This window comes from Nonomuraea sp. NPDC050556 (genome assembly GCF_044457355.1).
In the GTDB taxonomy this organism is placed as follows: domain Bacteria; phylum Actinomycetota; class Actinomycetes; order Streptosporangiales; family Streptosporangiaceae; genus Nonomuraea.
This window is the reverse complement of sequence record NZ_JBITGU010000001.1, coordinates 1141117-1166404: the sequence shown is the minus strand read 5'-3', so window position 1 is coordinate 1166404 and position 25288 is coordinate 1141117. Positions and strand designations below refer to the sequence as shown.

Sequence of the window (25288 nt, the reverse complement as noted above, 5' to 3'; positions counted from 1 at the left end):
TCCAATACTTTATGATGGTTCCCATGAGCGACCCGCGCCCCCAGACCCTGCTGCTGACCTTCCTCGGCATCCACCTGCAGGGCAGGCCCGTCGCGGTCGCCTCCTCCAGCGTCATCGACGTGCTGGCGGGGCTGGACATCTCCGAGGAGGCGACGCGCTCCACGCTGGCCAGGATGACCAACAAGGGGCTGCTGGTACGGCACCGCCGGGGGCGTCAGGCGTACTTCGAGCTGACCCCGCGCTCGCGGCTCGTGCTGGAGGAGGGGGCGCGGCGCATGTGGGAGTCCAGCCCGGTCAACCGCGACTGGGACGGGCGGTGGACGCTGATCGGGTTCTCGCTGCCGGAGTCGTGGCGTCAGCAGCGGCACGATCTGCGGTCGCGGTTGATCTGGGGCGGGTTCGGGCCGCTGCAGAACGGGTTGTGGATCGCTCCCGCGGTCGTCGACGTGCCCGAGCTGCTGGCTGACCTGCGGCTGGACGAGCACATCAGGGCCTTCGTGGCGGAGACGGTGAAGCCGACCGAGGCCAGGCAGTTCGTGCGCGAGGCCTTCGAGCTGGAGAGCTTGGAGGCGGGTTACCGGGGGTTCCTGGAGCGGTGGGACCGGCGGCGGCCGCTGCCGGCGCTGCGTGACGATCTGGTGCGGGAGCTGTTGTTGCAGGCGGAGTGGCTGCAGTTGCTGCGTCTTGACCCGCGACTGCCGCTGGAGCACCTGCCTGCCGACTGGCCGGCGCCGCAGGCGGAGGAGGTCTTCCACGATCTGGCGGCGGCGTTCCGCGAGCCCGCCGCCCGTGCGGCGGGCTCGCTCCTGGACCTCATCGAGATCACCCCCTGACCTTCTGGGTTATGGGGTTATGGGGTTGCGGCGGTTGTTGCCGGTTCCTCCGCCAGCGTGGTGCGGCTGGTCTCGCTGGTCAGGACGATCGCCACGACCGTCAGCAGGCAGCACCCCGCGATCACCGCGGACACGGCGACCGTGCCCGCCCCACCCGCGATCAGCCCGGCGAACACCACCGGCGCGAACCCCGCCCCCGTGGCCGAGATCTGGTACCCCAACGACGCCCCCGTGTACCGGGTCCGCGTCCCGAACAGCTCGCTGTACAGCGCCGCCAGCGGCCCGAACATGGCCGGATGCGCGATCGACTGCCCCAACACCACCGCCACCGTGAGCAGCACGAACGACCCGCTGTCCACCAGCGGGAACAGCACGAACGCCACTAAGGCCATCAGGACCGCCCCACCGAGCACCACAGGCCGCCGCCCCACCCGATCCGACAGCGCCGCGAACAGCAGGATCCCCGCGATCGCCCCAGCGGACGAGATGGTCAGCGCGTTGAGCACGGTAGGCCGCGGAAAGCCCGCCCCCGTCGCATAAGCCAGCAAAAACGTGGTGAGCGTCGCCTGAGCGACGAACGCCCCGAACCCCACCCCGACCGCCCGCAGCAGGTTCCCCGGATGCCGGCGGAAGACCTCCACCAGCGGCACCCCCTCCCTCTCTGCGGCCGACGCCTGGGCGAACACCGGCGTCTCCGCCACCTTGGCCCGCACGAACAGCCCCACCGCGAGCAGCACGACGCTCAGCAGGAACGGCACCCGCCACCCCCACGCCAGGAAGCCCTGCTCCCCGGCGACGGCCGCCGTGACGGTCATGGCCACCGTGGAGAGCAGCTGCCCGCTGGGCGCGCCCGCGTTGGTGAAGCTCGCCCACAACCCGCGCCGCGAGGTCGCGTGCTCGGCCGACATCAGGACGGCCCCGCCCCACTCGCCGCCGATCGCGATGCCCTGCAGCACCCGCAGCGCCACCAGGAGGATCGGCGCCAGCACCCCGACCTGCGCGTACGTGGGCAGCAGCCCGATGAGTGCGCTGGCCAGGCCCATCACCGTCATGGTGATGACCAGCATGCGCTTACGGCCCAGCCGGTCGCCGAAGTGGCCGAACAGGATGCCGCCCAGCGGCCTGGCCAGGTAGCCGGAGGCGAAGGTGCCCAGGCTGGCCACGGTTCCCGCAGCGGGGTCGAGGCTGGAGAAGAAGACCTTGTTGAAGACGAGGGCCGAGGCGGTGGCGTAGAGGAGGAAGTCGTAGAACTCGATCATGCTGCCCAGGTAGCTGGAGAGCACGGCGCGTTTGAGCTGGGGGTTGGACATAGCTCTGCCTTGTCTGTGGCTCAGGTCACACTGTTGCTTGAAAGCTAAGCACTTTCCATACTGTCGTCAACAGTCTGCCGAATATTGAGTGCCCCAGAGAGGGTACGGCGGCGCATGTTCGGTCGGCAGATCAGTGCCGGGCGTCGATGATGTGCTTGAGCCGGGCCGTGTCGTCCCGCGTCCAGCCGGGTGGCGGGATGATCGCGACCCACCCGTCCACGACGTTCGACCCGAACCGGTGGCCGTGTCCAGGCGGCACGTCGTCGGAGAACATGAGGTCGACCACCACCTGCCAGAACGTCACGACGGGAAACCACCGCATCGCCGGGGTGACGTCGGGCCCGTACGGGTCGTCGAGCCACCCCGGCCGCCGGTAGAGGAGCTGCGGGTTCCACCAGGTGATGGGGTCGGAGGCGTTCTGCAGGTAGACCACCCGGCACCCGGGCCTGGCCAGGTCGGCGGGGAACTGGGCGAAGCACACGTCGGCGCCGCCGTTGTAGACGGGCCGCCACATCGGGCTGCCCGGGTCGCGGCGGGCGGTGAGCGCCGACCAGATGGGGTTCATGTTGGGCGGCCCGACCAGGAGCGCGCCGTCGACGGTGGCCAGGACGTCGGTCACGTCGGTGAAGGCGGCCTCGGCCGCGTAGGAACCGAGGCTCTCACCGAAGAGCACCAGCTTGGGGCGGTCACCTGCGGGAAGCGCCGCCCAGCGGGCGTGCACGGCGTGCACGAGGGCGGTTCCCGCCTGGGCGGCCTTGGTCCTGTCCACCAGGAACGACACCCAGCTCGGCAGGTAGGAGTACTGCATCGCGACCATGGCGGTGTCGCCGCCGCGCAGGTATTCGAGCGCGTCCGCGACGTTCTCGTTGACCCACCCGGTGCCCGTCGTGCCCATGATCGCCAGGACCGACCGGTCGAAGGCGCCCGTACGCTCCAGTTCCCGCACCGCCAGCCGCGCCTGCTCCTCGAACGAGCCGGCTGACCGCAGCCCGGCGTAGACGCGGATCGGAGCCAGGGCGGGACGTCCGGCGAACGCGCCGATCGCGGCGGGCGTCAGCGCCGAGCCGACGAAGTCGCGTCCCTTGCTGCCGAGGCCGTCCCAGTCCATCAGCGAGCCTGGCCCGCCGGACAGCAGGTCCGAGGCGGGCCGCGTGATGCCCTCGCTGGTGCCCCTGTCGGTCAGCGCGGCGGTCTCGTTCATGAGGCCCAGGAACCTGGAGTAGAGGAAGTCGTTGACGAACAGCAGCGTGAGAAGGGCCGCTACCACCAGCCCGGCTGCGACGGCCGCCCACCGGGGCACGAACCGCTCCAGCAGGCCGATGAGCTTGCGCGTCCCCAGCCGCATCGACCGCGCGAGCAGCAGCAGGAGCGCGAAGGTCACGACGGCGACGATCACGATGAGCGGCAGGTGCCACTCGACGTCGGTGTCCATGCCCATCAGGCGGCGGATGTCGCGCTGCCAGCCCGCGCTGGCCAGCAGCGCGACCGCGCACAGCGCCGCACCTGCCACGGCGAGCACCCGCCACGCGATCCCGCGTCCGCGCGGCGTGAGAACGGGGCCCGCCCAGGCGCTGAGCAGCGCGGCCACGCCGTACCCGATGGCGGCCGTGACGCCGGCGACGACGCCCTGCAGCAGCCAGTGCCTGGGCACCAGCGACGGCGACAGCGCCAGGCAGAAGAACACCACCGCGCCGGCCAGCCCGCCCAGGCTCGGAGCCCGCCGGACGACTCGGCTCACGACGGCTCTGGCGTGCTCACCGGCAGGACAGGCACCCGTACGGTCACCGACCCGGCGGTCGGGAAGCGGAAGGTGACCGCGATGGGCGCCGCGCCGAGCTGCCGGTTGACCCCCACCAGCTCCAGATACGGGCGGCCCTGCCCCTTCTGCAGGGACAGCTCCCCCTTGGGCGGGATGGTCAGCCGCATCTGTTCCACCGGGGGCGCGGACCCGTCCCGGTAGACGACCTTCCTGGCCTCGACCGTACTGACCGCGTCGAGCACCTGCTCCACGTCGCTGCTGTTGAACAGCGTGACGTACAGCGGCAGGGTGCCGCCGGCCGCCTGCTCCTTCATCGGCGGCGCCTCGATGTTGACGTGCGCGAGCCCGACCGGGCCCACCTGCGCGTCGGTCTGGTTGGTGCGCCACCAGTCCGGGCGGTTGCCCGACGAGCACGCGGTCAGTACGGCCAGGCACAGCACCGCGGCGAGCACGGCCCTCATGAGACGGGGTCGCGTTCGATGGGACAGGTCATGCAGTGGGCGCCGCCGCGGCCCTTGCCGAGTTCGAAGCCCTCGATCTCGATGACCTCCACCCCGTGGTCGCGGAGCTTGCGGTTGGTGAACTGGTTCTTGTGGTAGCCGACCACCACGCCGGGCGACAGGGCGAAGAAGTTGTTGCCGGAGTCCCACTGCTCGCGGGCCTGCTGGTAGTCGTCGCCGCCGGTCGGGATGACCTCCAGGCGCGACAACCCCAGGGATTCCTCCAGTGCGGTGACGAACGAGGCGTCCTGCCGTACGTCGAGGGTGGCCGGCTTGTCGCCGGGGCGCAGGGAGTAGGTGGTGGCGGTGTCCAGGAAGGGCGGGTAGGCGGTGGCCTTGTCGGCGTCCAGGAAGGTGAAGACGGTGTCGAGGTGCATGTAGGAGCGGCGTTTGGGGATGTTGACCGCGATCACCCGCTCGGCCGCTCCTGCGGCGAACAGCGACAGGGCGATGTGCTCGATGGTGCGGGCGGTGGTGCGCTCGGACAGCCCGATGGCGACGCTCTTGTTGCCGATCGGCATCATGTCGCCGCCCTCCATGGCGGCGGTGCCGTAGTCCTCCTCATGGAAACGGTCGTCCTCGCCGGAGTCGGGGTACCAGTAGGCGAACTCCTCGCCGGCGAACATGGGGTGGTGGTGGTAGATGGTGGACTGGTTCATCGTCTCCAGCAGGCGGGCGTGGTAGAACATCGGGTTCAGCGACACCCCGCTGTACAGCCAGGCCGAGGGGTCGCGCTGGTAGAGGGAGTTGGGCAGAGGCGGCAGGACGAACTCGCTGGGACCGCCGGAGGCGGCCACCAGGGAGCGGCCGTCGAGCTCCGCCACGCCGTACTCCTGCTTGGTCAGCCCGCCGATCAGGTGCTCGGCCAGTTTCGCCCCGCTCCATCCGGCGAGCGTCTCGCGGATCGTGTCGACCAGGGCCGGGCCGACGGTCAGATGGGTGACGGCCTGCTCGATGGCGTGCTGCTTGGCCTCGAAGCCGGAGTCGAGCGCCTCGGCCAGGAGTTGCTGGTGGTAGAGCACCTCGATGCCGCGCTCGCGCATCATGGCGACGAAGGCGTCGTGCTCGCGCTGGGCCTGCTCGACCCACAGGATGTCGTCGAACAGCAGCCTGTCGTTGTTGGTCGGGGTGAGCCGTTTCATGCTGAGCTCGGGCCGGTGCACGATGACCTTGCGCAGCGTGCCGACCTCGGAATGTACTCCCAGAGCCATGATCTCTCCTCAGATGGTGATCCAGCCGGTGGCCAGGCCGATCACGCCCACCACCGCCCCGGCGGCTACCACGGCGAACAGCGCCAGCTCGGCCGGTGAGAACACGCGCCGTCCGTGCTCGCGGCGGGTGATGGCGAACAGGATCGTGCCCGGCGCGTAGATGATGCACGACAGCAGTAGGAACTCCAGCCCCGCCGCGAAGATCAGGAACGCCGTGTAGACGACCGCCAGCGCCGCGACCACCCCCTTGGTCAGCTTCAGCGCGTAACCGGCCGCCAGCAGATACGGCACCAGCGACAGCGAGCTGCACAGCTTGAGTGTGAAGGTGAACGCGTCGTCGGAGAACAGCGTGACCGCGAGCACCGCGGTGATGAGCACGCTGGTGATCACCAGCGCGGCGACCGGCGCGCCCTGGCGGTTCTCCCTGCGCAGGAAGGCGGGCATGTCGTTGTCGCGCGCCGCGACGAACAGCACCTCGGCCGCCATGAGCGTCCAGGCCAGGTAGGCGCCGAGCACCGAGACGATCAGCCCGACGCTGATGAACACCGCACCCCAGGAGCCGACCACCGACTCCAGCACCCCGGCCATGGACGGCTGGCGGATCTTCGCGAGCTCCGCGCGGGGCAGCACGCCGTACGACAGCAGGGTGACGGACGCGAAGAGCGCCAGCACGCTGACGAAGCCGAGCACGGTGGCCTTGCCGACGTCCTCGCGCCGGCGCGCGTAGCGCGAGTAGACGCTGGCCCCCTCCACACCGAGGAAGACGAAGACCGTCACCAGCATCGTGGCTTTGACCTGGTCGAAGAGGGCTTCGTCGCCGCCGTACCAGTTCATCGAGAACACCCCGCCGCGCATCGCCACGGCCAGGATGACGATGAACAGCACGATCGGGACGAGCTTGGCGACGGTCACGATCCTGTTGATCGCGGCGGCCTCCTTCACCCCGCGCACGATCATGAAGTGGAACGCCCAGACCCCGACCACGGAGACCAGTACGGCCAGGATCGTGTCGCCCTCGCCGAACCCCGGCACGGCCGCGCCGAGCGTCGACTTGATCAGCACCCAGTACGACACGTTGCCCACGCAGGCGCTGGCCCAGTAGCCGAAGGCGGAGTAGAAGCCGGGGAACTCGCCGAACCCCGCCTTGGCGTAGGCGTAGACGCCCGCGTTCAGATCGGGTTTGCGTACGGCGAGCGTCTGGAACACGAACGCCAGCATCAGCATGCCGACCCCCGCGATCACCCACGCGATCAGCGCGCCGAACACCCCGGTGGCCTGGGCGAAGTTGCGCGGCAGCGAGAAGACCCCCGCGCCGACCATCGACCCCACCACCATGGCGGTGAGCGTCGGCAGCGACAGTTTTCCCGTGCTCATGAGTCCACCTTCTCGATCTTGAATCCGGTGAATCCGTAGACGACGCTCAGCAGGGGGCTGAAGATGTTGAAGAAGCAGAACGGCAGGTAGGCCAGGGTCGAGACGCCGAGCACCGCGCCCATGAAGGCGCCGCACGAGTTCCACGGCACCAGCGGCGAGGTGACCGTCCCGCTGTCCGCCGTCAGCCTGGACAGGTTCGTCGGCGCCAGGCCCCGCCTGGCGAACTCGGCACGGAAGACGCGGGCGGGCAGCACCAGGGCGATGTACTGGTCACCCGCGATGACGTTGAGCCCGAAGGCGGCGGCGAACACCGTGAGGAACAGCCGCCCGGTGCCCTTCGCCGCCGCGACCATCGGGTCGATGAGCCGGCTGATCAGCCCGAACTCCTCCAGCAGGGTGCCGAACGTCACCGCGCCGATGATCAGCCACAGCGTCAGGAGCATGCTGTCCATGCCGCCGCGCGACAGCAGAGCGTCGATGTCGGCGATGCCGGACGACTTCTGGAAACCGGTGGCCATCGCCTGCCAGATCGCCTTGATGCCGCCTCCGGAGAAGGTGCTGTAGACGGCGGGCTGGGTGAAGATCCCCAGCACTCCGGCGAACAGCGCGGCCGCCATCAGCGCCAGCGAGGCCGGCGCCTTGCGCACTGACAGGAACACCAGGAGCACGAGCGGCAGCAGGTTCAGCGGGGTGATCCAGTAGATGTCGCCCAGCGCCTTCAGCTCGATCGCCTGGGTGGCCTGGGTGGCCTGGCTGGCCGGTGCCGGGCCGTTCAGCCCGAGCAGCAGGAAGATCACGAAGCCGAGCAGGAAAGCCGGGATCGACGTCCAGGCCTGTCGCTTGATGTGCTCGTACACGTCGACCTTGACCAGCTGCGCGGTCAGCACCGTGGTCTCCGACAGCGGCGAGAGCTTGTCGCCCAGGTAGGCGCCGGAGATGACGGCTCCGGCGGTGATCGCCGGGGAGACGCCGAGCATGGTCGCGATGCCCACCAGTCCCACGCCGATCGTGCCAGCGGTGGTCCACGAGCTGCCGATCGACATGGCGATGACACCGCAGATCAGCGCGCAGGCGGCGTAGTACCAGCCCGGCGACAGCACCTGGATGCCGTAGTAGACGAGCGTCGGGATGGTGCCGGACAGGTTCCAGGTGCCGATGAGCGCGCCGACGGCCAGCAGGATGAACAGCGCGCTGGTGATCGAGGAGATGGCCCGCTGGCTACTGGCCTGCACGTCGGCCCAGGTGTTGCCGTTCTTCAGGACGACCAGCGCGGCGACCATGGCGCACAGGACCAGGGCCACCTGGATGGGGCCGTCCAGCGCGTCCAGCCCGAACAGGGCCAGCGAGCCGCCGATGAGCACGATCAGGGTGACCATCGGAAGGACGGCGTCGCCCAGCGATGGTTCCCTTGGCTTTCGCACCCCGGTCATCACGACGACCCCCAGCGCTCTAGAGCGACATATGCCATCTTTCCGCCCATAGGCGTGGAAAAGCGGTCATAGGCACATCCTTTGTCGGGGGCTGGCGATATGCGGGGGTGGGATCAGCCGTCCGTACAGGGTCGTGATGGTTCGCGGGCCTCGCTTTGGGTCCCGACCGACATACCGAGCGGTATGACAATGTAGGGTCGGCGCATGAACGCCGGTGACACCGTCGAGGACTTCGAGCTGCCCGACGAGACGGGCACGCCACGCAAGCTCTCCGAATTCCTCGCCCACGGCCCCGTGGTGCTCTTCTTCTACCCCGCCGCCATGACGCGCGGCTGCACCGCAGAGGCGTGCCACTTCCGCGACCTGGCCGCGGAGTTCGCCGAGCTGTCGGCGCAGCGTGTGGGCATCAGCACCGACGAGGTCGCCGCGCAGCAGCGGTTCACCGGCGCGCACGACCTCGGCTACCCGCTGCTGTCGGACGTCGGCGGGGCCGTCAGCAGCAGGTTCGGGGTGCATCGCGGCTTGGGCCCTGATGCCCACCAAGCGCCAGACGTTCGTCATCGGCACGGACTCCCGCGTGCTCGGCGTCGTCAAGTCGGAGGTCCGCATGGCCGTCCACGCCGACAAGGCGCTGGAGATCCTTCGCTCAGGCGTCCAGTCCTAGCTGGGTGAGGTAGGCGACGACCGAGGCGCGCATGTCGACGTTGTCCGGGTCCAGCAGCCATTGGGTCTGCAACCCGTCGACCAGGGCGATCAGCTGCTGGGCCACCGCGTCGGGATCGTGCTCGACGGGCGGCGTCGCCTGCGCGAACAGGGTACGCAGCAGCTCGGCCGTACCTGCTCGCAGTGTCCTGTAGCGCTGCACGAAGTAGTCGTGCGCGGGGTGCGCCGGGTCGCTCGCCTCGCCGGAGACCTTCACGAACAACCCGACCAGGCCGGGCGTGCGCATGTTCAGCGCCAGCTGGTCCAGGTGCTTGGAAAGGGTCAGCGCCGGCGGGTCGTCCGGATCGTACGCCTGGGTGAAGGCCAGCTCCTCGCGGCGGGTGAGCACCTGGATGAGCAGCTCGTCCTTGCCAGGGAAGTGGTGCAGCAGGCCGGCGTGCGTCATGCCCGCGTGGGCGGCGATGTCGCGCAGCGACACGGCGTGGAAGCCGGAGCGGGAGAACAGCTCCATGGCGGAGTCCAGGATGCGCGTACGCGTGCGCTCCCCCTTGGTCCCCTTGCGGACAGACACGGCGCTAAATCTACCACCTGGTTAGATTTGCTCAGGAGGAACGGCGCTGAAGCCACTCCTCGAACCCGGCGGCGACGATGCGCTCGTCGTGCACCCCGGCGGCCTCCGGCGAGGCCAGCCACACGATGGGCGGGCCCATCACCTCGGGCTGGAGGAACGCCGGGTTGGTGAGGCCGGGCGGCATCATGCCGGTGACGGTCGCGCCGCCCGGGAGCAGCAGGTTCACGGTCACGCCCGTGTCCCGCAGCTCGGCCGCCATGATCCGGGACAGGGACTCGCTCCCGGCCCGCGACGGCCCGTAGGGGACGAATCCCGCCCGCCGCATCGTCGCCTCGCTCACCGCGACGTTCACGACGCGGCCGCCACCCGCTGCCAGCATCCGGGGCACCACCTCGCGCGCCACCAGGAAGTACCCGGTGAGGTTCGTGTCGACCACCGCGCGGAACGCGTCGACCGGCACCTCCCAGAACCTCGCGGGGTGGGTCATGAACGCGGGATTGACGTCGATCATCCCCATCCCGGCGTTGTTCACCAGCAGGTCGATGCCGCCCATCCGCGTCCACGCCTCGTCGACCGCCCTGCGCACCGACGCCTCATCACGCACGTCCAGCTTGATCCCGATCGCCCTCGGCAGGGTTTTGGCGATGTCGTCCGCCCTCGACCTCCCGGTCAGCGCGACCGTAGCTCCCGAAGCGGCCAGGGCCGACGCCATCGCGCGCCCGAGCCCGCTCGTCCCGCCCGTCACCAGTGCTCTCATGCGGTTGACGCTAGGAATCAGAGCGCACTCGAAGTCAAGAACTCCGCGATCAGCGGCGCGATCTCGGGCAGGTGGGTCTCCAGGGCGAAGTGCCCGGCCTCGAACAGGTGGAGCTGCGCGTCGGGCAGGTCGCGCAGGAACGCCCGCGCGCCGGCCTCGGTGAAGAACAGGTCGCCGGTCCCCCACACGACCAGCGTGGGCGGGGTGTGCTCGCGCAGCCACGCCTGCCAGGCCGGGTAGCGTTCGACGTTGGAGTGGTAGTCGAACGCCAGCGCCACCTGCGCCTCCTTGCGGCCGGGCAGGTCGAGGAAGTGCTGGTCGAGGGTCCAGGCGTCGGGGGCGAGCAGCGAGAGGTCGGCGACGCCCGTCTCGTACTGCCCTCGGGTGCCCTCCAGGGTGAGCAGGCCGCGCACGATGTCCTCGGCGCCCTCGGTCGCCGGGCGCAGGGCGACGAAGTCGCGGGCCATCGGGGACAGGCCGTCCTCGTAGGCGTTGCCGTTCTGTACGACCAGGCCGGTGATCCACTCGGGGTGGCGCTCCGCGAGGCGGAAGCCCACGGGCGCGCCGAAGTCGAAGACGTACATGGCGAACCGCGACAGCCCGAGGGCCTGCACGAACCCCTCGGTGACGTCGGCGAGGCGGTCGAAGCTGTAGGTGAACCCGTCGGGCGCCTGCGTGTGCCCGAACCCCGGGTAGTCGGGGGCGATCAGGCGGAAGCGGCTGCCCAGCGCGTCCATGAGGCGGCGGAACTGGTGCGAGGCCGTCGGAAACCCGTGCAGCAGCAGCAACACCGGAGCGTCCGCGTCGTCCGGCACCGACTCCCGGTAGAAGACCTGCACACCGTCGACGTCGACCTGGTTGTGGGTGATGCGAGCTACATGCGTCATGGCGTCAGTTGTAGTGGGTCATGCCTAATGCGTCAAATCCACGATGTACCATTAGGTCCATGAACGACGCAGTCCCCCTGACCGGGGAGCCCTTGGCCCTGGACCTGGTCAACACCCGCCCCCAGCAGGGAGACCTCCTGGCCACGCCCGCCGACCTCGAAGCATGGCTGGCCCTGGAGCCGCTCCCCCCGGTGGGGCCCCTCGTGGCGGCCGACCTGGCCGCCGTGCACGCCGTCCGCGAGCACACCGCACGAGCTCTCGGTGCTGTACGCCAGGGCCTGCGCCCTGCGGCTGCCGATCTCGACGCCCTCAACCAGGCCCAGCTCGCGGCCCCTGTTCTGCGCGAGCTGAACTGGACGGGCTCCGCCCTCACCGCGACCCGCACCCGCACCGGTCCTGCGGGGGCGCAGTTGGCCGCCTGGCTGGCCGAAGCGGCGGCCGAGCTGCTCACCGACCCGGGCGTGACCAGGATCAGGGAGTGCTCTGCGGACGACTGCGTGATGGTGTTCCTGCCCGCGAATCCCCGCCGGATGTGGTGCTCCCCCACCCGCTGCGGCAACCGCGCCAGAGTCGCCCGCCACTACCAGCGTCACAGGTCCGGCTGAATGTTGTGGTTGAGGTGGAAGACGTTGTGCGGGTCGTAGGCCCGCTTGAGTGCGACCAGCTTGGCGAGCTTCTCCGCTGAGTAGGCCCGGCGGACGCCCTCCGCGCCCTCGTCGGACAGGGCGTTGACGTAGACGCCGCTGGCGAACGGCGCCATCGCGGCGGCGCTGCGCCGGGCGGCCGCGATCCTGACCTCGTCCTCGGCGCGGTCGGTCCAGCTCGTGCCGGTGCCGAACTCGAAGAGCGTCGCCCGATGGGAGAACGCCGCGTCCTCGTCAGGCACGTCCGCGATGGCTCCGCCGTACGCCTGCAGCCCCACGCTGGGTCGCGGGCCTGACCCGCCGCGGTCGGCGAACGCCTCGATGGCCTCGTCCGGGAACTGGCGCAGGTAGTGGCCCTTGGAGTAGCGGCGCAGCGAGTGGCGTTCGACGGTGTCCTCGCGGCTCTGGAGCTCCACATAGGACATCTCGCGGACGCTGGTGGCGCTCGGCCGGCCGAGGGTCTCGAACCGGCGCAGGAGGCCGCCCGCCCGCTCCGGGTCGCCGACCCACACGAAGCCGAGCGTGGCCACGTCGTCCTTGCCGATGCTCGCGGTGAACGTCGCCTCGCGCGGGGCCTCAGCGTTGAGGTCGCGCCACGCCTTGAGCGCGGGAACGACCCTGTCCAGGGGGAAGGTGTACTCGGCGACCAGGGTCCTGGTGCCGACCGGGTGCAGCACGAACTCGAACTCGGTGACGACGCCGAAGTTCCCGCCGCCGCCACGCAGGCCCCAGAACAGCTCGGGGCGCTCGGTCCTGCTGGCCCGCACGACCTCGCCCTCGGCGGTGACCATCGTGTAGGAGGCCACGTTGTCGCAGGCCAGGCCGTACTGGCGGGCGAGCCAGCCCATGCCGCCGCCGAGCGTGAGGCCACCGACGCCGGTGTGCGAGACGTTGCCCGCCGTGGTGGCCAGGCCGTACTTCTGGGTGGCCCGGTCGAGGACGCCGAGCAGCGCGCCGCCCTGGATCCACGCGCGCCGGGCGGCCGGGTCGACGCGGACGCCGGACAGCGGTGTGAGGTCGATCATGAGGCCGTCGTCCGGTACGGCGTGGCCGACGCTGCTGTGCCCGCCGCAGCGCACGCCGATCTCCAGGCCGAGCTCGCGGGCGGTGCGTACCGCCGTCACCACGTCGTCCGTGCTCTCCGCGCGGACGATCATGCGGGGGTGGTGGTCGATCATGCCGTTCCACACGGTCCGGGCGTCGTCGTAGCCTGCGTCGCCGGGGAGGAGCACCCGGCTCCCGGTCAAGGTCGTTGTCGTCATGAGTAGAGACTGGCAGCGAATCGGTACCCGGGATAAGGTCCGATTCGATGGTAGAAATCCAGTCCAATTCCCTGCTGATCGAGCTTCGGCGGGACGGCGGGGCGGCGCTGCACCGGCAGATCGAGGCCGCGATCAGGGACGCCGTCCGGGCCGGTCGGCTGCGGATCGGCACCGCGCTGCCGCCGACCAGGACGCTGGCAGGGGACCTCGGGGTGTCCAGGGGCGTGGTCGTCGAGGCGTACCAGCAGCTCGTCGCCGAGGGATACCTGACCAGCAGGCCCGGCGGCTACACCGAGGTCGCCATCGGCCAGGAGCCCGCCGCGCCGGCCGTACCCTCGGAGCCCGCGCCGCCGCCGATGATCGACTTCGCGTACGGCAGGTCCGACGTCTCCCACTTCCCCAGGGCCGTGTGGATGCGGTCGATCCGCCGGGTACTGGCCGACGCTCCCAATGAGCGTTTCCTCTACCTGAGCGGTCGTGGCATGCCCGAGCTGCGCGAGGCGCTCGCCGGTTACCTCAACCGGGTGCGGGGCGCGTCGGTCGACCCGGACAACATGGTGATCGTCAACGGGTACGCCCAGGGCATCGCGCTGACCATCGCCGTGCTGGCCCAGTCGGGGGCGCGACGGCTGGCGGTCGAGGACCCGTCGGCCGACGACGACGCCCGGCTGGTGGCGGCCGCCGCCGGGATCGAGGTCGTCGGCGTGCCGGTCGACCGGGACGGCATCCGGGTCGACCTGCTGGAACGCACCGACGCCGACGCCGTCGTGCTGACCCCGTCGCACCAGTGGCCGACCGGCGGCGTGCTGTCCGCCGAGTCGCGGGCGGCGGTGCTGCGCTGGGCCGCGCGGCGCGGGGCGCTGATCGTCGAGGACGACTACGACGCCGAGTACCGCTACGACCGCGCGCCGATCGGGGCGATCCAGGGGCTCGCGCCGGACTCGGTGGTGTACGCGGGGTCGGCGAGCAAGACGCTCGCTCCCGGGCTGCGGCTGGGGTGGCTCGTCGTGCCGCGGCGGCTGGCCGACGCCGTCGCCACCGCCAAGGTCGTCGCCGACCGGGGGTCGCCCGCTCTGGACCAGCTGGTGTTCGCCGACTTCCTCACCCGGGGCGAGTTCGACCGGCATCTGCGCCGGATGCGGCCCGTCTACCGCCGCCGCCGCGACGCCCTCCTGGCCGCTCTCCGGGAGAAGGCGCCGATGCTGGAGCCGGTCGGCATCGCCGCCGGGCTGCACCTGGTCACGTGGCTGCCGCCCGAGGTGGACGAGGCCGCCGTCGTCTCCGCCGCCGCGGCCCGTGGCGTCGCCGTCAACGGCGTCACACCGTACCGGTTGACCAGCACGGGGCCCGGCGGGCTCATCTTCGGGTACTCGTCGCTGTCCGAGCGCGCCATCGTGGACGGCGTCACCGTCATCGGCGAGATCCTTTCCCGCGGAGGTGTCGGATCGGGCCGGGCGCGTTCGTAGACAAGACATGAAGCTGACGACCCACACGCAAGTCTCCGTCGATGGCGTGATGCAGGGGAACGGCGGGCGCCATCCGATCCTCGACCCCGGGTTCGAGCGCGGCGGATGGGCCAGGCCGCTGTTCGACAGCGAGGCCATGGCCTTCGTCGACGAGACGTACCAGCGCGCCGACGCCTTCCTGTTCGGCCGGCGGACCTACGAGCTCTTCGCCGGATACTGGGGAGCGATGCCGCAGGGCAGCGGACCCATCGCGGACGCCTTGAACGCGCGGCCCAAGTACGTCGCCTCCAACACGCTCACCGGCGCGCCGTGGCCGGACACGACCGTCCTGTCCGGCGACCTCGCGGCGGCCCTCCGCGAGCTGAAGGCCAGGCCGGGGGGTGAGCTGCAGGTGCACGGGAGCGGCAACCTGGTCCGCTGGCTCCTCGACAACCAACTGGCCGACGAGATCACCCTGCTCGTCTGCCCGGTGATCGTCGGCCAGGGCACGCGGCTGTTCCCCGGCAGCGGGCCGGACCTGGCGCTCGACCTGGTGGAGTCGCGGGCCTACCCGAAGGGCATCACGGTCCAGGTGTACCGGCCCGCAGGTCGCCCGCGGTACGCGTGACGTCAAGTGCCCGGCAGATACCGGCCAGGCCGTACTCGAAGGCCCGATCGACGTCGCCGCCGAGCCGGAAGGCACCGATGAGCTCCATCTCGATGAAACCGGTCGCCCACGCCGTCACCAGCCGCGCGGCTTCGAGCGCGTCCCGCTCGCCGACGAGCCGCCTGGACGCGTCCAGCACCGGGGCGGCCGCGCGGGCGAGCGCCTCGGGCGACGCGTCCCCTGACAACATCAGCCGGAACCCCTCCGGCCAGTCGTGCGCGAACCGCCGGTAGCCGCGCGCCAGCCCCTCGATCGAACCGTCGAGCGACTCCATCCGCTCGGCCAGGTCGTCCACGGTGGCCTCGGCGACGGCGGCCAGCAGCGCCGCGCGGTTGCCGACGTGTTTGTACAGGGACGGGGCGCGCACGCCCACCCGTTCCGCGATGTTCTGCATGGTCAGACCCTGCGGACCCGTCGCCTCCAGCAGTTCACGCCCCGCGGCGACGATCCCGCTCAACGAGGTTTTCTCAGGCGTCGGCACCGTCCGTCCTCCCGGAACGAAAGCTATTGACGTTAGCCATCATGGCTAATTATGTTAGCTATCGACGATCTCCGTCCAGGCCCTCGAAAGAAGTACCATGAAACTCGCACCCCACCTGCACCGCCTCGGCAACGATCTCGTGGCGTGCTACCTCGTCGACACCCCCGAGGGCATCACGCTCATCGACGCGGGGCTGCCCGGCCACTGGCGGGATCTGCAGGACGAACTCGGCTCCCTGGGCAAGTCCGTCGACGACATCCGCGGGCTCGTACTGACCCACGGCGACTCCGACCACATCGGCTTCGCCGAACGTCTGCGCAGCGAGCACGGGGTGCCGGTGTTCGTGCACGCCGCCGACGCCGTACGCACCCGTACGGGCGAGAAGCCCAAGGTCGCCTTCGGTCCCATGCGCCTCGGCCCGACGCTCGGCTTCTTCGGTTACTCCATCCGCAAGAACGGCCTGCGCACGCGTTATGTCAGCGAGGTCACCGAGATCGGTGACGGCGACGTCCTGGACCTGCCGGGGAGCCCGGTGATCGTGGGCATGCCCGGACACTCTCCGGGGAGCGTGGCGGTGCACGTCCCGATCGCGGACGCGGTCTTCGTCGGGGACGCCCTCACCACGCGGCACGTCCTGACCGGGCGCGGCGGCCCGCAGCCGGCGCCCTTCACCGACGACCCGGCAGAGGCGCTCTCCTCGCTCGACCGGATCGCCGGGCTGTCGGCGTCGTGGGTGCTTCCCGGCCACGGCGCCCCCTGGCGTACGTCACCGGCCGAGGTGGGCAAGGCGGTCAGGAGCGCCTGACCTGCAAGATGTAGCTCGCGGTGAGCGCGACGGCGCGGTCCTCGTCCTGCGCCAGGTCGGCGAGGGCCCGTGAGGCCACGGGGCCCGGGATGTCCGCCAGCGCCTGGGTCAGCCGCAGGCGTGCGGGCGGCTCCGCGTCGGTGAGGCGGTCGACGAGCCCGGCGGTGATCCGCTCCACCAGGGCGGGACGGCTCGCCAGCGCGCTCAGTGCGTCGGCGGCGTCGACGTCGTTCGTCCCCTCGGCGACGATGTCGATCAGCGCCGGGATCGTGTCTGCCACGCCGCGCGCCCCGAGCGCCAGCGCCGCATACCTGCGGACCACGGCGTCGGGGTTCGTGAGGGCTTCCTTCAGCAGTACGGTGGCCTCGCCGTTCTGGATCTCGGCGATGGACTGTACGGCACGCCCGCGCACCTCGGCCACCGGCGAGCCGAGGCCCCGCGCCAGCAGCGCCAGGCCGTCCTCTCCCGACTGGGCCAGCGCCCAGCGGATGGCTCCGGCGACGTTCGGGTCCGATTCGCTCAGCGCCGCCTCGACCAGCGCTTCGACCGGCATCGCACCCTCGTCGACCGAGGACAGGGCCGCGCGCTGGCGCCTGCCGGGGCTCTTCGACCCCAGCGCCTGGAGGAGGGCGACGATCTGGAGGACGTCCTCCCAGCCGTCGGGCTCCACGGCGTCGATCTGGCGCAGGCGGGTGAGCAGCTCCGTCTCTGCCGCAATGCGCTCTCGCGTCTGGCGGATGAGGTCGTCGACGAGCTCCGAGGGCGTGAAGCCTGGGTCGTCGAGTGCGCGGCCGACGTCGCGCAGCGACAACCCCAAGGATCGCAGGCTCTCGATGTGGAAGATCCGCTGGACGTCCTCGCTGGAGTACTCCCGGTAGCCGGAGCCGCTACGTCCGGTCGGCCGTACCAGGCCCAGGGAGTCATAGTGGCGGAGCATGCGGGCGCTGACCCCGGACCGCCGTGCCACATCACCGATCAACACTGCCTGTCACTCCTCCTGGACGCCGAGCGCAGCTACGCGCTTGGCCGCCTCGATCGAGAACTCGAAGCCGGCGTCGGGGTCGCGCAGCAGCCTTTCCGTCGCTACCGCGTGCGCGCGGACGCGCGGGTCTTTGTTGGTCGTCGCGGTCTCCAGCGTGGGCACGATCACCTCGCCGAGCGCGACGAGCGCGCGGCTGAGGCTCAGCTGCGTCTCCCTTTGGCCGCGGCCGAGCTGTGTCGACAGTACTTCGGCCAGCTCGGGCTCCTCTCCCTCGGGTACGAGCACGACCGCGGCGCGCCAGGCGCTCCTTGCCACGTCTTCATCTTCGTCGGTCAGCAGGGCTCGGGTGATGGCGGGCCACGCCTGGCGGTCCCCGATCTTCGACAACGTATGCAGGGCCTGGCTTCGTGCCTGGGGGTGCTCTTTGCGGAGCTCGTCCAGGAGGGCTGGGACTGTCATCGTGGCCGGGTGGCGGGTGAGGGCCCAGGTGAGCATGTCGCGTACGTAGAACTCGGGCTCGATGGCGCAGCGGTGGATGAGTTTTTCGACGAACTGGGGCTTTGGGGTGGTGCCGACTGCCATTGCGGCGCGCAGCCGTACTGATGAGCTGGTGTCGTCCAGCTCCTGGAATGCTCGAGTCGTGTCCATGCCGTGTAGTGAAAACCTTGTCACCGTGTCAAGGTCAAGCGACACCAACCACCGCCACCACAACCTTCGACCTCAAACGGCGACAACCACCCCGGCCATGGGCGACAAGTGGCGACGCCCACCACCGCGGCCGTGGGCGTCAAGCGGCCACGACGGCCGCCGACGGCCATGGGGGTCAAGCGGCCACGCCCACGACCCTCGGCCCTCGGCATCAAGCGACGACCACCACCACGGCCTTCGTCAAGCAGCGACAACCGCCGTCACCGCCTCCCGCTTCAGGCCGCCGCGGCCTTCCCCGGTCGATCGACCCTGCCGAGACGCCGTGGCCAGCCTCCTCCGGTCACGAGTGAGCTGAAGCCGCTGCCCCGGAGTAATCGTCAAGACCTCTGGATCAAGTTCTTCGATCATTGCTCCCACCCGCTGTGGTGCCCGTTCCATGACCACGCGGCCCGCCAGAAGGTCAACATATAGGGTCGGATCTTGTGCAACCCCTCACACCGGGAGATCCCGGACAACTTGGCGAGTATCGGTTGACGGGTGTCCTGGGCCGGGGCGGCCAGGGCACTGTCTATCTCGGACAGGGGCCCGCTGGACAGCAGGTGGCGGTTAAGGCCCTGCACATTGAGGCGCTGGCCGATGACAACGCGCGCCAGCGGTTTCTGCAGGAGGCCGAGTCGGCGCGGCGGGTGGCTCCCTTCTGTACGGCACGGGTGCTGGATGTCGGGATCGCGGATGAGCGGCCGTATATCGTCAGTGAGCACATTCCGGGGCCTGCGCTGGATGAGCTGGTCCTGAAGGAGGGGCCGCGGTCGGGGAGTGGGCTGGAACGGCTTGCCGTGACGACGTTGACCGCGTTGGCGGCGATTCATCGGGCCGGGATCGTGCATCGGGACTTCAAGCCGAGCAATGTGATCTTGGGTCCCGAGGGGCCGGTGGTGATCGATTTCGGGATCGCTCGGGCGTTGGATCGTAGTGCCACGCACAGCGTCATGGGGACTCCTGCGTTCATGGCGCCGGAGCAGTTCGAGGGGGGTTCGCCCACTTCGGCGATGGACATGTTCAGCTGGGCCACGACGATGATCTACGCGGCCAGTGGGCAGCAGGCGTTTCGCGGGGATACTTTTCCGGCGATCATGCATGCGATCATGACTCGGGAGCCGGATCTGTCCGCTGTGCCCGATGAACTGCGGCCGATGCTGGCTGCCTGTCTGTCCAAGAACCCCGCGTCCCGACCCAGTGCCGCCAACCTGCTGCGGCGGATCACCGGGGAGGAGCTTCCGGCTGCGTTGGCCGAACGGCCCACCCTGCTGTCAGGGCCACCGCCCGCGACCCTGCTGCTGCCCGACGCCGACCAGCACACCGTTCGGCCAGCCGCGGCCGCGCATGGGGCCGGGGCCCACGGGGGTCCGCCTGTCCATTCCGGCGGACAGCAGCCAGGCTGGGGTTCTGGGGGCCAACAGGTTGGCGGGGGTTCCGGCGGGCAACAGCCAGGTTGGGGTTCTGGAGGGCAACAGGGCGGCTGGGGTTCTGGTGGGCAGCAACCTGGCTGGGGTCAGCCCATGCCTGGAGCCCAACAGCCGGGTTGGGGGTCACCGCCCATGCACCCGCACGCTCGCCCAGCCAAGCCGAACACGGGAGTGCCGCAGGCGACCACCGCGCTGGCCCTGACCCTGTTGTCCGGTTTGTTCATCCTGGTCCTGACCATCATCGTTCTCGTCTGGGGCAGGAAGGAGCTGCGGGAGATCATGCTGGCGGTGTGGGTGATCAGCGACATCACCCTGGTAGCAGCGCTGGTCACCCTCGCCGTCGCCCTCCGGCGAACAAGCCTCGGCGCAACCATCACCATCCTTCTGACGGCTCTCGTGAGCGTGACGGTGTCGATCACCATGGTGACAGGATTCGACCAGCAGGCAGTGATCGCCGTTTCCGCGGTCCAGGGGCTGCTGGTCGTGCTCACGGCATTGCTGGCCTGGCGAGCAGGCTGGATCCCCGCGGTGCTCGGCACCTTGACCGGGCTCATCTCCATGGCGACGTACGTGCTCTGGTTCGCGATAGAAAACCGCGGTGTCGGCTGGGACGACATCACCGTTTGGGACGCCATCAGCGCACTGGGCTTCGCGCTGTGGCACGTCGCCCTCGCAGCGAGCCTGCTCGTGCGTGCCGTACGGGCTGGAAAAGCACCTTCACCGGCAGGCGTCGCCGCCTGAGAGCAATTGTGGATCAGGCTGAACGTAGCCATTCGTCGAGGGTGGTGATGTCTGTGTTGGTGAGGCCTCGGGATGCTACGACGGGGTGGAGGAGGGCGCGGCCGTGATGGTGCTCGGCCACCCAATCGCGGTCGGCGCGGGTGATCTCGTCGTCGACCCACGCGCGGCTGGTGGTGGCCGTTGCGTACGACCAGGCGGCGACCGTTCTCATCGCGCTCATCGCGCTCATCGGCGAAGGCGGCGATGTAGGCGTCCACCTCGGCCTGCAGCGCGGCGGCGAGCATCTTGCGTGCACCCTCACGGAGGATCTGGTCGATCAGCGAGGAAGAGCCCGTCGGAGAGTTGTCGTCAGCGGGCAGCTCGGGTACTACGGTGAGCGGCACGGGTGTGCCTTCCCGACCGACGTTGGCGCGTTGGCCTATCTCGAAACCTTGATCAGATGATTTGGGAAGGTACACACCTTCCCGTCAGATCCACAGGTTTCGGTCATTGCTCTGCCCCGTCCTGCAGCCGAGAGACCATCAGCCAGCGAGTGATTGCTCACCACTGAGCTGAGCCGCCAAGATACCGGCGCAGAGCTTCTCGCCCACCTGGAACGAAGGGCCCCCGACTGACCACCTGCCGCAGCTCAAGCTCCGTGAGCCAGGCGTGCCAACCGATCTCAGCCGGATCCGGAGCCACTGGCTCGCCGATCAGGGCCTCGTGCACCCCGAACCAGACAGGGCCGATCCCGCCCTGCCAAAGGAACTTGAACAGAAACCCGACCGAGACGCCAACCCCCAGTTCCTCCACCAGCTCACGCGCCGCCGCACCCTCATACGATTCCCCCACCCCCACAGCGCCGCCGACCATCACGTCGTAGTGGCCGGGAAAGCGAACATGCCCCTCGGCCCGGCGCAGCACAAGGATCCGCCCCAGCGGATCGCGGCAGATCGTCGTCGCAATCCGATGCACCCACCTCCGACGCACCGCCTCCGCGCGCTCCACGACTCCCAGCACGCGATCGTGTTCATCCACCCGCTCGACCAGCTCACCCACGCACCAAACGATCGCAGACACCACCGACAACCTTGCTCGTCAAGCGGCTGTGGTGACGCTCACCAGTGGAGCGACGCGTCTTCCAGAGAACAAGCGTCACCTGCTCGGGGCTCGCCTTCGGATCGACACCACCAAGGGGTCAGGAGCTCCGCGCAGTCAAGGTGATGCCGTGCGAGCTCGCGCCCGTGTTGGGGTTGATGACACAGCCGTGAACGTCACCCACGTAGAGCGACCATCACGCCCCTCCGTTGAGCGGCGACAGCCACTGTCACACCCTTCAGTACCAAGCGGCCACAACCTTCCGCGTTACGCGGCGATAACCACCGTCACCCACCCTCTGGGCTATGCCGCGATAACCGCCGTCACAACCTTCCGTACGGCCTCCGCGGTCGGCGGATCGCCCGTCCGGTCGGCGAAGAGCAGGTGTGCGGCGCCGATCAGGGTGGGTGCGAGGGTGTCCACATCGGCGTCAGCGGGGATGCGGCCGAGGTGCCGCTCGACCGCGAGATACGACCCGATCATCGCCCCCGCCTCCGTCATGAGCGGAATCCCGGTCGGCCTGGCCTCGCGCAGCCGCGCCCGCAACCCGTCTCGCGAGATCACCAGCCCAACAATCGCCACGGCCACAGAACCGAACAACTCCGTCAGAGCGTCAGTGAGATTGTCCACCACGGTGCGAGTTCCCGCCGCCGCACGGAGGGCGTCCGCCTGCTGGTCAAGCTTGCGGATACGGTCCAGAACGAGCTCGGCCAGGAACGCGTCGAAGTCAGCGAAGTACCGGTGCAGGACCCCCTTGGCGCAACCCGCCTCCGTGGTCACCGCCCGGCTGGTCAGCGCGCTCGGCCCCTCGCGGAGCAGCACCCGCTCCGCGGCATCGAACAGCTGCTCGCGCGCATCCCGCAACGCAACCCCAGTCGGCACCGTACACCCCGTCCTTCCACCACCGTGGGCACCCGCCCACTCCTCCACGACCGTATGGGCGCTCGCCCAATCCTTCCATCGCCACATGGGCGCCTGCCCACTCCCATCCATCACCTTGAGTGCCCACCCCGTTCCCTCCACCACCACGCGCGTGCCAGCCCACTCCCTCCACCATCACCGTGGGTGCCCGCCCCACCCCGCCACCCTCGAGTGGGCGCCCGCCCGATCCCATCCATCGCCTTGAGTGCCCGCCCGATCCCTCCACCACCACGTGGGTGCCCACCCCCGTTCCCTCCGCCGCCACCGCCGCGGGTGTCCGCGCCACCCCCTCACCGCCGCATGGGCGCCTACCCACTCCCCTCCACCACCGTGTGCCCGGCCAGCCCAAGCCGTACTGGCCCATATGGCGCGAAGACCTCATCGACTCCGTGTGGGCGGCTGCCCATTCCTTCGCCACCGTATGGGCACCCGCCCACTACCAACCCTGCTCACCGCTGAGCGTTCGATCGTGACCCGCTGGGTTGTCGGATCGGGGTGGAGCCGTTCGTAGAAGGAGTGGAAGGCCGCCCACCAGGGGCGCTACGAAAGGGAGCCACGATCATGAAGCTGACGACCACCACCAGGATCTCCGTTGACGGTGTGATGCAGGAGGACGACATGCCGGGCTGGTCCATGGTGCACTCCGACGACGAGTCCAGGGCGTTCATGGAGCAGACCTACCAGCGCGCCGACGCCTACCTGTTCGGGCGCAGGACCTACGACATCTTCGCCGAATACTGGAGTGCGATGGACCCCGCCAGCAGCCTCTTCGCCGGGGCCCTGAACACGAAGCGCAAGTACGTGGCGTCCAACACGCTCACCGACCCGCAGTGGGCGGATACGTCCGTCCTCTCCGGCGACCTTGCGGCGGCCGTCGGGGAGTTGAAGGCCAAGCCGGAGGGTGAGCTGCAGGTGCACGGCAGTGGCGCCCTGACCCGGTGGCTGCTTGCGAACGAGCTGGTTGACGAGATGAACATCCTCATCGTCCCGGTGGTTGTCGGCCGGGGCGCCCGGCTGTTCCCTGACAGTGGGCCGGACATCGCCCTTCAGCTGGTCGAGTCGCGGGTCTTTCCGAAGGGCATCACGCTGCAGGTCTACCGACCGGCGGGCCGCGCGCAGTATGCCTGACACCTGAGGGACCTGGTGATCGACGACACGAACGGCCGGGCCGCCATCGACGTGTTCAACGACCGGATCCAGGCCTGTGTCGCAGGCGGGTTCGCGGCGTCCGTTACAGCAACCCGCGGCGGCGAGGCGTTGTTCGCCTACGGACCGTTCGTGGAGTCGACGGAGCTCCGGACCCTTGAGGGTGCCGATGAGGGGCTCCCTGACCGTTGAGGCGGCGGACCCTGGGGGCCCCGAACCGTTGAGGCAGTCGACCCTGGAGGCTCCCGAACCGTTGAGGCGGCGGGCTTTCGGGCCGTTGAGGATCCCATCCTTCCCTGGGCGGCCGGGATGGCCGCCGAGGGGTGAAGTCCTGCGACAGACAAGCGCGTCTGCTCACTCGGCGGGTGTGATCTGCGGGATGTGCCACTCGCCGGTCAGGACCTCCGGGGCCGGGCCGTACAGCCTGATGACGATCGAGAACGGGCCGTCGGGTGCGGGCAGCCAGTTCGACTCCCCTGCCGCCAGCCGTTCGCGCTGCACGTGCAGCGTCAGCCCGCCGTCCTCGTCGTACACCACACCAGGGGTACGGTCACCGATCGAGTAGCGGTCGATGGGGTTGTCCACCAGCAACCGGTCGGGCAGCCGGTACATGGTCGCCGACCAGAAGAACCTGGCCGGTGGCAGTTGCCCGGCCGGGAAGTGGATCGTGTAGTTCGTGCGCGAGGCGTCGGGCCGGTTGCCGTCGCTGTCGGTGACCCATCCTGCGTAGAAGGCCTCCTCGGACGGCAGGCCGTACAGACCCTTGTCGACCCCGACCGCCTTCGTGAGGTAGTCGTCGCCGTGCTCGGCCCGGGTGCCGAACAGGCCGGTGGAGCTGCCTGCGCTTTTCTCGGCCTCGGTCAGGCGGGCCCGAGCGTCGGCGATGCCCGCCTCCAGGTCGGCGCGGAGCTCTGGCGAAGGATAGAAGGAGCCGCTGCCGTCGAGGCCGATCGAGGCGAGCCGGTCGCGCACGCCCTTCTCCTGCGGAAGGACGGGGAAGAAGCCGAGCAGGAAGTCGAGGTAGGTGAAGAAGTCTGCGGAGTCGAGGACGTCCTCGCGCCATACGGGCCAGTACGGTTCGGGCTGGTCGGGTGGCGCGTCGGTGCCGAGGTGGGTGTGGAGTGGCTGGATGTCGTAGCTTTTCTGGATCTCGCGGAGGGTGTCCACGTCGTCCGGTCCACCCAGGTAGGTACGGCCGAGCATGCCGACGAGGGAGGTGTCGGCGCGCAGCACCCGCGTGATGCCCGCCGGGGGCTCGCCGTCCCAGCCCGGTCCGGCGAGCAGGTACGTGCCGGGGCCGTCACCCGTCGTACGGGCGCCGACATAGCCGACGTAGCAGGTGTCGAGGTCGTGGAAGGGCAGCACGTAGTAGCGGTCGACGGCGGGGACGGAGATCACGTACGGCTCCGCGCGCAGGTCGAACCAGCCCCACGAGTACGGGGTGTCGTTGTTGGGGGTCACCACGTCGGTGTTGGCCGGGGTGAAGGGCTGTGAGTAGTGGCGGACGTGGCCGAAGCCGCCGACGTAGCGGGGGTCGCCGGAGTCGATGGCCTGGGCGTACATGGTCCGGTAGTTCATCAACAGGGGGAAGCCGTAGATCCAGCCCTCGGCGGCGATCTTCCGTACGTCGGTCATGGCAGGAGACCTTTCCCGCCCGCGGCCTCCGCATCCGGGCAGATCCAAGCCTTTGCCGCAGGTAGGGATATAT

25 protein-coding genes and 1 pseudogene are annotated in these 25288 nt (G+C 69.6%); 9 read left to right on the top strand and 17 right to left on the bottom strand.

The annotated features are described in order from the left end of the window. Positions 1-23 precede the first annotated feature (23 nt). On the top strand, positions 24-833 hold the full coding sequence (locus tag ACIBG8_RS05800; protein WP_397341377.1) for a PaaX family transcriptional regulator C-terminal domain-containing protein: 810 nt from the start codon (positions 24-26) through the stop codon (positions 831-833). A 17-nt stretch (positions 834-850) separates the two neighbouring features. On the opposite strand, the gene ACIBG8_RS05795 is transcribed toward ACIBG8_RS05800, so the two are convergent. From ACIBG8_RS05795 to nhaC, 6 genes are all read right to left on the bottom strand, one after another. Further along, entirely contained in the window at positions 851-2143 is a 1293-nt protein-coding gene (locus ACIBG8_RS05795) for an MFS transporter (protein ID WP_397341376.1), read from the bottom strand. Between the two features lie 130 nt (positions 2144-2273). Then, positions 2274-3881: an alpha/beta hydrolase gene (locus ACIBG8_RS05790; RefSeq protein ID WP_397341375.1), complete on the bottom strand. Its 1608-nt coding sequence runs from the start codon at positions 3879-3881 to the stop codon at positions 2274-2276. Next, positions 3878-4354 carry a hypothetical protein gene (locus ACIBG8_RS05785; protein ID WP_397341374.1) on the bottom strand — a complete coding sequence of 159 codons (477 nt, stop codon included), beginning with the start codon at positions 4352-4354 and terminating at the stop codon, positions 3878-3880. The genes ACIBG8_RS05790 and ACIBG8_RS05785 overlap by 4 nt, the downstream gene beginning before the upstream one ends. A 5-nt stretch (positions 4355-4359) precedes the next feature. Then, positions 4360-5613: an arginine deiminase gene (locus tag ACIBG8_RS05780; protein WP_397341373.1), complete on the bottom strand. Its 1254-nt coding sequence runs from the start codon at positions 5611-5613 to the stop codon at positions 4360-4362. 9 nt (positions 5614-5622) lie between these two features. Beyond that, positions 5623-6987 carry a basic amino acid/polyamine antiporter gene (locus ACIBG8_RS05775; protein WP_397341372.1) on the bottom strand — a complete coding sequence of 455 codons (1365 nt, stop codon included), beginning with the start codon at positions 6985-6987 and terminating at the stop codon, positions 5623-5625. After that, complete coding sequence (gene nhaC, locus ACIBG8_RS05770; protein ID WP_397341371.1) at positions 6984-8408, bottom strand: Na+/H+ antiporter NhaC; 1425 nt, start codon at positions 8406-8408, stop codon at positions 6984-6986. Before nhaC ends, ACIBG8_RS05775 begins: the two co-directional genes overlap by 4 nt. A gap of 213 nt (positions 8409-8621) precedes the next feature. Here nhaC and ACIBG8_RS05765 point away from each other — a divergent pair, with 213 nt between their 5' ends. After that, complete coding sequence (locus ACIBG8_RS05765) at positions 8622-9089, top strand: peroxiredoxin (RefSeq protein ID WP_397341370.1); 468 nt, start codon at positions 8622-8624, stop codon at positions 9087-9089. Here ACIBG8_RS05765 and ACIBG8_RS05760 read toward each other — a convergent pair. The 3 genes from ACIBG8_RS05760 to ACIBG8_RS05750 all read right to left on the bottom strand — a co-directional run bounded on the left by ACIBG8_RS05760 (position 9064) and on the right by ACIBG8_RS05750 (position 11295). Beyond that, positions 9064-9591 (bottom strand): TetR/AcrR family transcriptional regulator, encoded by a 528-nt coding sequence (locus tag ACIBG8_RS05760; RefSeq protein ID WP_397343896.1) that lies wholly within the window; start codon positions 9589-9591, stop codon positions 9064-9066. The genes ACIBG8_RS05765 and ACIBG8_RS05760 overlap by 26 nt on opposite strands. 91 nt (positions 9592-9682) lie before the next feature. After that, a complete protein-coding gene (locus ACIBG8_RS05755; protein WP_397341369.1) occupies positions 9683-10408 on the bottom strand; it encodes an SDR family NAD(P)-dependent oxidoreductase in 726 nt (241 codons plus the stop codon). Between the two features lie 17 nt (positions 10409-10425). Beyond that, a complete protein-coding gene (locus ACIBG8_RS05750) occupies positions 10426-11295 on the bottom strand; it encodes an alpha/beta fold hydrolase (protein WP_397341368.1) in 870 nt (289 codons plus the stop codon). A gap of 59 nt (positions 11296-11354) precedes the next feature. On the opposite strand from ACIBG8_RS05750, the gene ACIBG8_RS05745 reads away from it, so the two are divergent. Then, positions 11355-11900 carry a CGNR zinc finger domain-containing protein gene (locus ACIBG8_RS05745; RefSeq protein WP_397341367.1) on the top strand — a complete coding sequence of 182 codons (546 nt, stop codon included), beginning with the start codon at positions 11355-11357 and terminating at the stop codon, positions 11898-11900. On the opposite strand, the gene ACIBG8_RS05740 is transcribed toward ACIBG8_RS05745, so the two are convergent. Then, positions 11885-13201, bottom strand: coding sequence for an FAD-binding oxidoreductase (locus ACIBG8_RS05740; RefSeq protein ID WP_397341366.1), 1317 nt, complete (start codon positions 13199-13201; stop codon positions 11885-11887). The two genes, ACIBG8_RS05745 and ACIBG8_RS05740, sit on opposite strands and share 16 nt — an antisense overlap. 47 nt (positions 13202-13248) lie before the next feature. Here ACIBG8_RS05740 and ACIBG8_RS05735 point away from each other — a divergent pair, with 47 nt between their 5' ends. Both ACIBG8_RS05735 and ACIBG8_RS05730 read left to right on the top strand, forming a co-directional pair. Beyond that, positions 13249-14667 (top strand): PLP-dependent aminotransferase family protein, encoded by a 1419-nt coding sequence (locus ACIBG8_RS05735; protein ID WP_397341365.1) that lies wholly within the window; start codon positions 13249-13251, stop codon positions 14665-14667. Positions 14668-14674: 7 nt separating this feature from the next. Beyond that, complete coding sequence (locus ACIBG8_RS05730; RefSeq protein ID WP_397341364.1) at positions 14675-15274, top strand: dihydrofolate reductase family protein; 600 nt, start codon at positions 14675-14677, stop codon at positions 15272-15274. On the opposite strand, the gene ACIBG8_RS05725 is transcribed toward ACIBG8_RS05730, so the two are convergent. After that, the gene (locus tag ACIBG8_RS05725; RefSeq protein ID WP_397341363.1) at positions 15228-15794 is read right to left on the bottom strand and encodes a TetR/AcrR family transcriptional regulator; all 567 of its coding nucleotides are present in this window, start codon (positions 15792-15794) and stop codon (positions 15228-15230) included. The genes ACIBG8_RS05730 and ACIBG8_RS05725 overlap by 47 nt on opposite strands. A gap of 97 nt (positions 15795-15891) precedes the next feature. Between ACIBG8_RS05725 and ACIBG8_RS05720 the strand changes: the two genes are divergently transcribed. Further along, positions 15892-16599: an MBL fold metallo-hydrolase gene (locus ACIBG8_RS05720; RefSeq protein WP_397341362.1), complete on the top strand. Its 708-nt coding sequence runs from the start codon at positions 15892-15894 to the stop codon at positions 16597-16599. On the opposite strand, the gene ACIBG8_RS05715 is transcribed toward ACIBG8_RS05720, so the two are convergent. Both ACIBG8_RS05715 and ACIBG8_RS05710 read right to left on the bottom strand, forming a co-directional pair. Next, entirely contained in the window at positions 16586-17581 is a 996-nt protein-coding gene (locus ACIBG8_RS05715; protein ID WP_397341361.1) for a HEAT repeat domain-containing protein, read from the bottom strand. The two genes, ACIBG8_RS05720 and ACIBG8_RS05715, sit on opposite strands and share 14 nt — an antisense overlap. Positions 17582-17587: 6 nt before the next feature. Beyond that, complete coding sequence (locus ACIBG8_RS05710; RefSeq protein ID WP_397341360.1) at positions 17588-18229, bottom strand: HEAT repeat domain-containing protein; 642 nt, start codon at positions 18227-18229, stop codon at positions 17588-17590. Positions 18230-18759: 530 nt separating this feature from the next. Between ACIBG8_RS05710 and ACIBG8_RS05705 the strand changes: the two genes are divergently transcribed. After that, the gene (locus ACIBG8_RS05705) at positions 18760-20436 is read left to right on the top strand and encodes a serine/threonine-protein kinase (protein ID WP_397341359.1); all 1677 of its coding nucleotides are present in this window, start codon (positions 18760-18762) and stop codon (positions 20434-20436) included. 161 nt (positions 20437-20597) lie between these two features. On the opposite strand, the pseudogene ACIBG8_RS05700 reads toward ACIBG8_RS05705, so the two are convergent. The 3 genes and pseudogenes from ACIBG8_RS05700 to ACIBG8_RS05690 all read right to left on the bottom strand — a co-directional run. Then, positions 20598-20819: pseudogene (locus tag ACIBG8_RS05700) on the bottom strand (IS256 family transposase); the annotation flags it as partial. 157 nt (positions 20820-20976) lie between these two features. Then, entirely contained in the window at positions 20977-21474 is a 498-nt protein-coding gene (locus tag ACIBG8_RS05695) for an NUDIX hydrolase (RefSeq protein ID WP_397341358.1), read from the bottom strand. Positions 21475-21816: 342 nt separating this feature from the next. Then, a complete protein-coding gene (locus ACIBG8_RS05690) occupies positions 21817-22395 on the bottom strand; it encodes a TetR/AcrR family transcriptional regulator (protein ID WP_397341357.1) in 579 nt (192 codons plus the stop codon). A 600-nt stretch (positions 22396-22995) separates the two neighbouring features. On the opposite strand from ACIBG8_RS05690, the gene ACIBG8_RS05685 reads away from it, so the two are divergent. Further along, positions 22996-23562 (top strand): dihydrofolate reductase family protein, encoded by a 567-nt coding sequence (locus tag ACIBG8_RS05685; protein WP_397341355.1) that lies wholly within the window; start codon positions 22996-22998, stop codon positions 23560-23562. A gap of 15 nt (positions 23563-23577) precedes the next feature. Then, the gene (locus ACIBG8_RS05680; RefSeq protein WP_397341354.1) at positions 23578-23772 is read left to right on the top strand and encodes a hypothetical protein; all 195 of its coding nucleotides are present in this window, start codon (positions 23578-23580) and stop codon (positions 23770-23772) included. A 162-nt stretch (positions 23773-23934) separates the two neighbouring features. Here ACIBG8_RS05680 and ACIBG8_RS05675 read toward each other — a convergent pair whose 3' ends face one another. Beyond that, positions 23935-25215 carry a DUF1254 domain-containing protein gene (locus tag ACIBG8_RS05675; protein WP_397341353.1) on the bottom strand — a complete coding sequence of 427 codons (1281 nt, stop codon included), beginning with the start codon at positions 25213-25215 and terminating at the stop codon, positions 23935-23937. Between the last annotated feature and the right edge of the window lie 73 nt (positions 25216-25288).

Bases quoted from the DNA above. Each gene is read 5' to 3' on its own strand.
- ACIBG8_RS05720 (WP_397341362.1), top strand. From the start codon at position 15,892: ATGAAACTCGCACCCCACCTGCACCGCCTCGGCAACGATCTCGTGGCG.
- ACIBG8_RS05775 (WP_397341372.1), bottom strand. From the start codon at position 6,987: ATGAGCACGGGAAAACTGTCGCTGCCGACGCTCACCGCCATGGTGGTG.
- ACIBG8_RS05710 (WP_397341360.1), bottom strand. From the start codon at position 18,229: ATGGACACGACTCGAGCATTCCAGGAGCTGGACGACACCAGCTCATCA.
- ACIBG8_RS05780 (WP_397341373.1), bottom strand. From the start codon at position 5,613: ATGGCTCTGGGAGTACATTCCGAGGTCGGCACGCTGCGCAAGGTCATC.
- ACIBG8_RS05730 (WP_397341364.1), top strand. From the start codon at position 14,675: ATGAAGCTGACGACCCACACGCAAGTCTCCGTCGATGGCGTGATGCAG.
- ACIBG8_RS05745 (WP_397341367.1), top strand. From the start codon at position 11,355: ATGAACGACGCAGTCCCCCTGACCGGGGAGCCCTTGGCCCTGGACCTG.
- ACIBG8_RS05685 (WP_397341355.1), top strand. From the start codon at position 22,996: ATGAAGCTGACGACCACCACCAGGATCTCCGTTGACGGTGTGATGCAG.
- ACIBG8_RS05755 (WP_397341369.1), bottom strand. From the start codon at position 10,408: ATGAGAGCACTGGTGACGGGCGGGACGAGCGGGCTCGGGCGCGCGATG.
- ACIBG8_RS05735 (WP_397341365.1), top strand. From the start codon at position 13,249: ATGGTAGAAATCCAGTCCAATTCCCTGCTGATCGAGCTTCGGCGGGAC.
- ACIBG8_RS05740 (WP_397341366.1), bottom strand. From the start codon at position 13,201: ATGACGACAACGACCTTGACCGGGAGCCGGGTGCTCCTCCCCGGCGAC.
- ACIBG8_RS05675 (WP_397341353.1), bottom strand. From the start codon at position 25,215: ATGACCGACGTACGGAAGATCGCCGCCGAGGGCTGGATCTACGGCTTC.
- ACIBG8_RS05795 (WP_397341376.1), bottom strand. From the start codon at position 2,143: ATGTCCAACCCCCAGCTCAAACGCGCCGTGCTCTCCAGCTACCTGGGC.
- ACIBG8_RS05765 (WP_397341370.1), top strand. From the start codon at position 8,622: ATGAACGCCGGTGACACCGTCGAGGACTTCGAGCTGCCCGACGAGACG.
- ACIBG8_RS05800 (WP_397341377.1), top strand. From the start codon at position 24: ATGAGCGACCCGCGCCCCCAGACCCTGCTGCTGACCTTCCTCGGCATC.
- ACIBG8_RS05750 (WP_397341368.1), bottom strand. From the start codon at position 11,295: ATGACGCATGTAGCTCGCATCACCCACAACCAGGTCGACGTCGACGGT.
- ACIBG8_RS05760 (WP_397343896.1), bottom strand. From the start codon at position 9,591: ATGGAGCTGTTCTCCCGCTCCGGCTTCCACGCCGTGTCGCTGCGCGAC.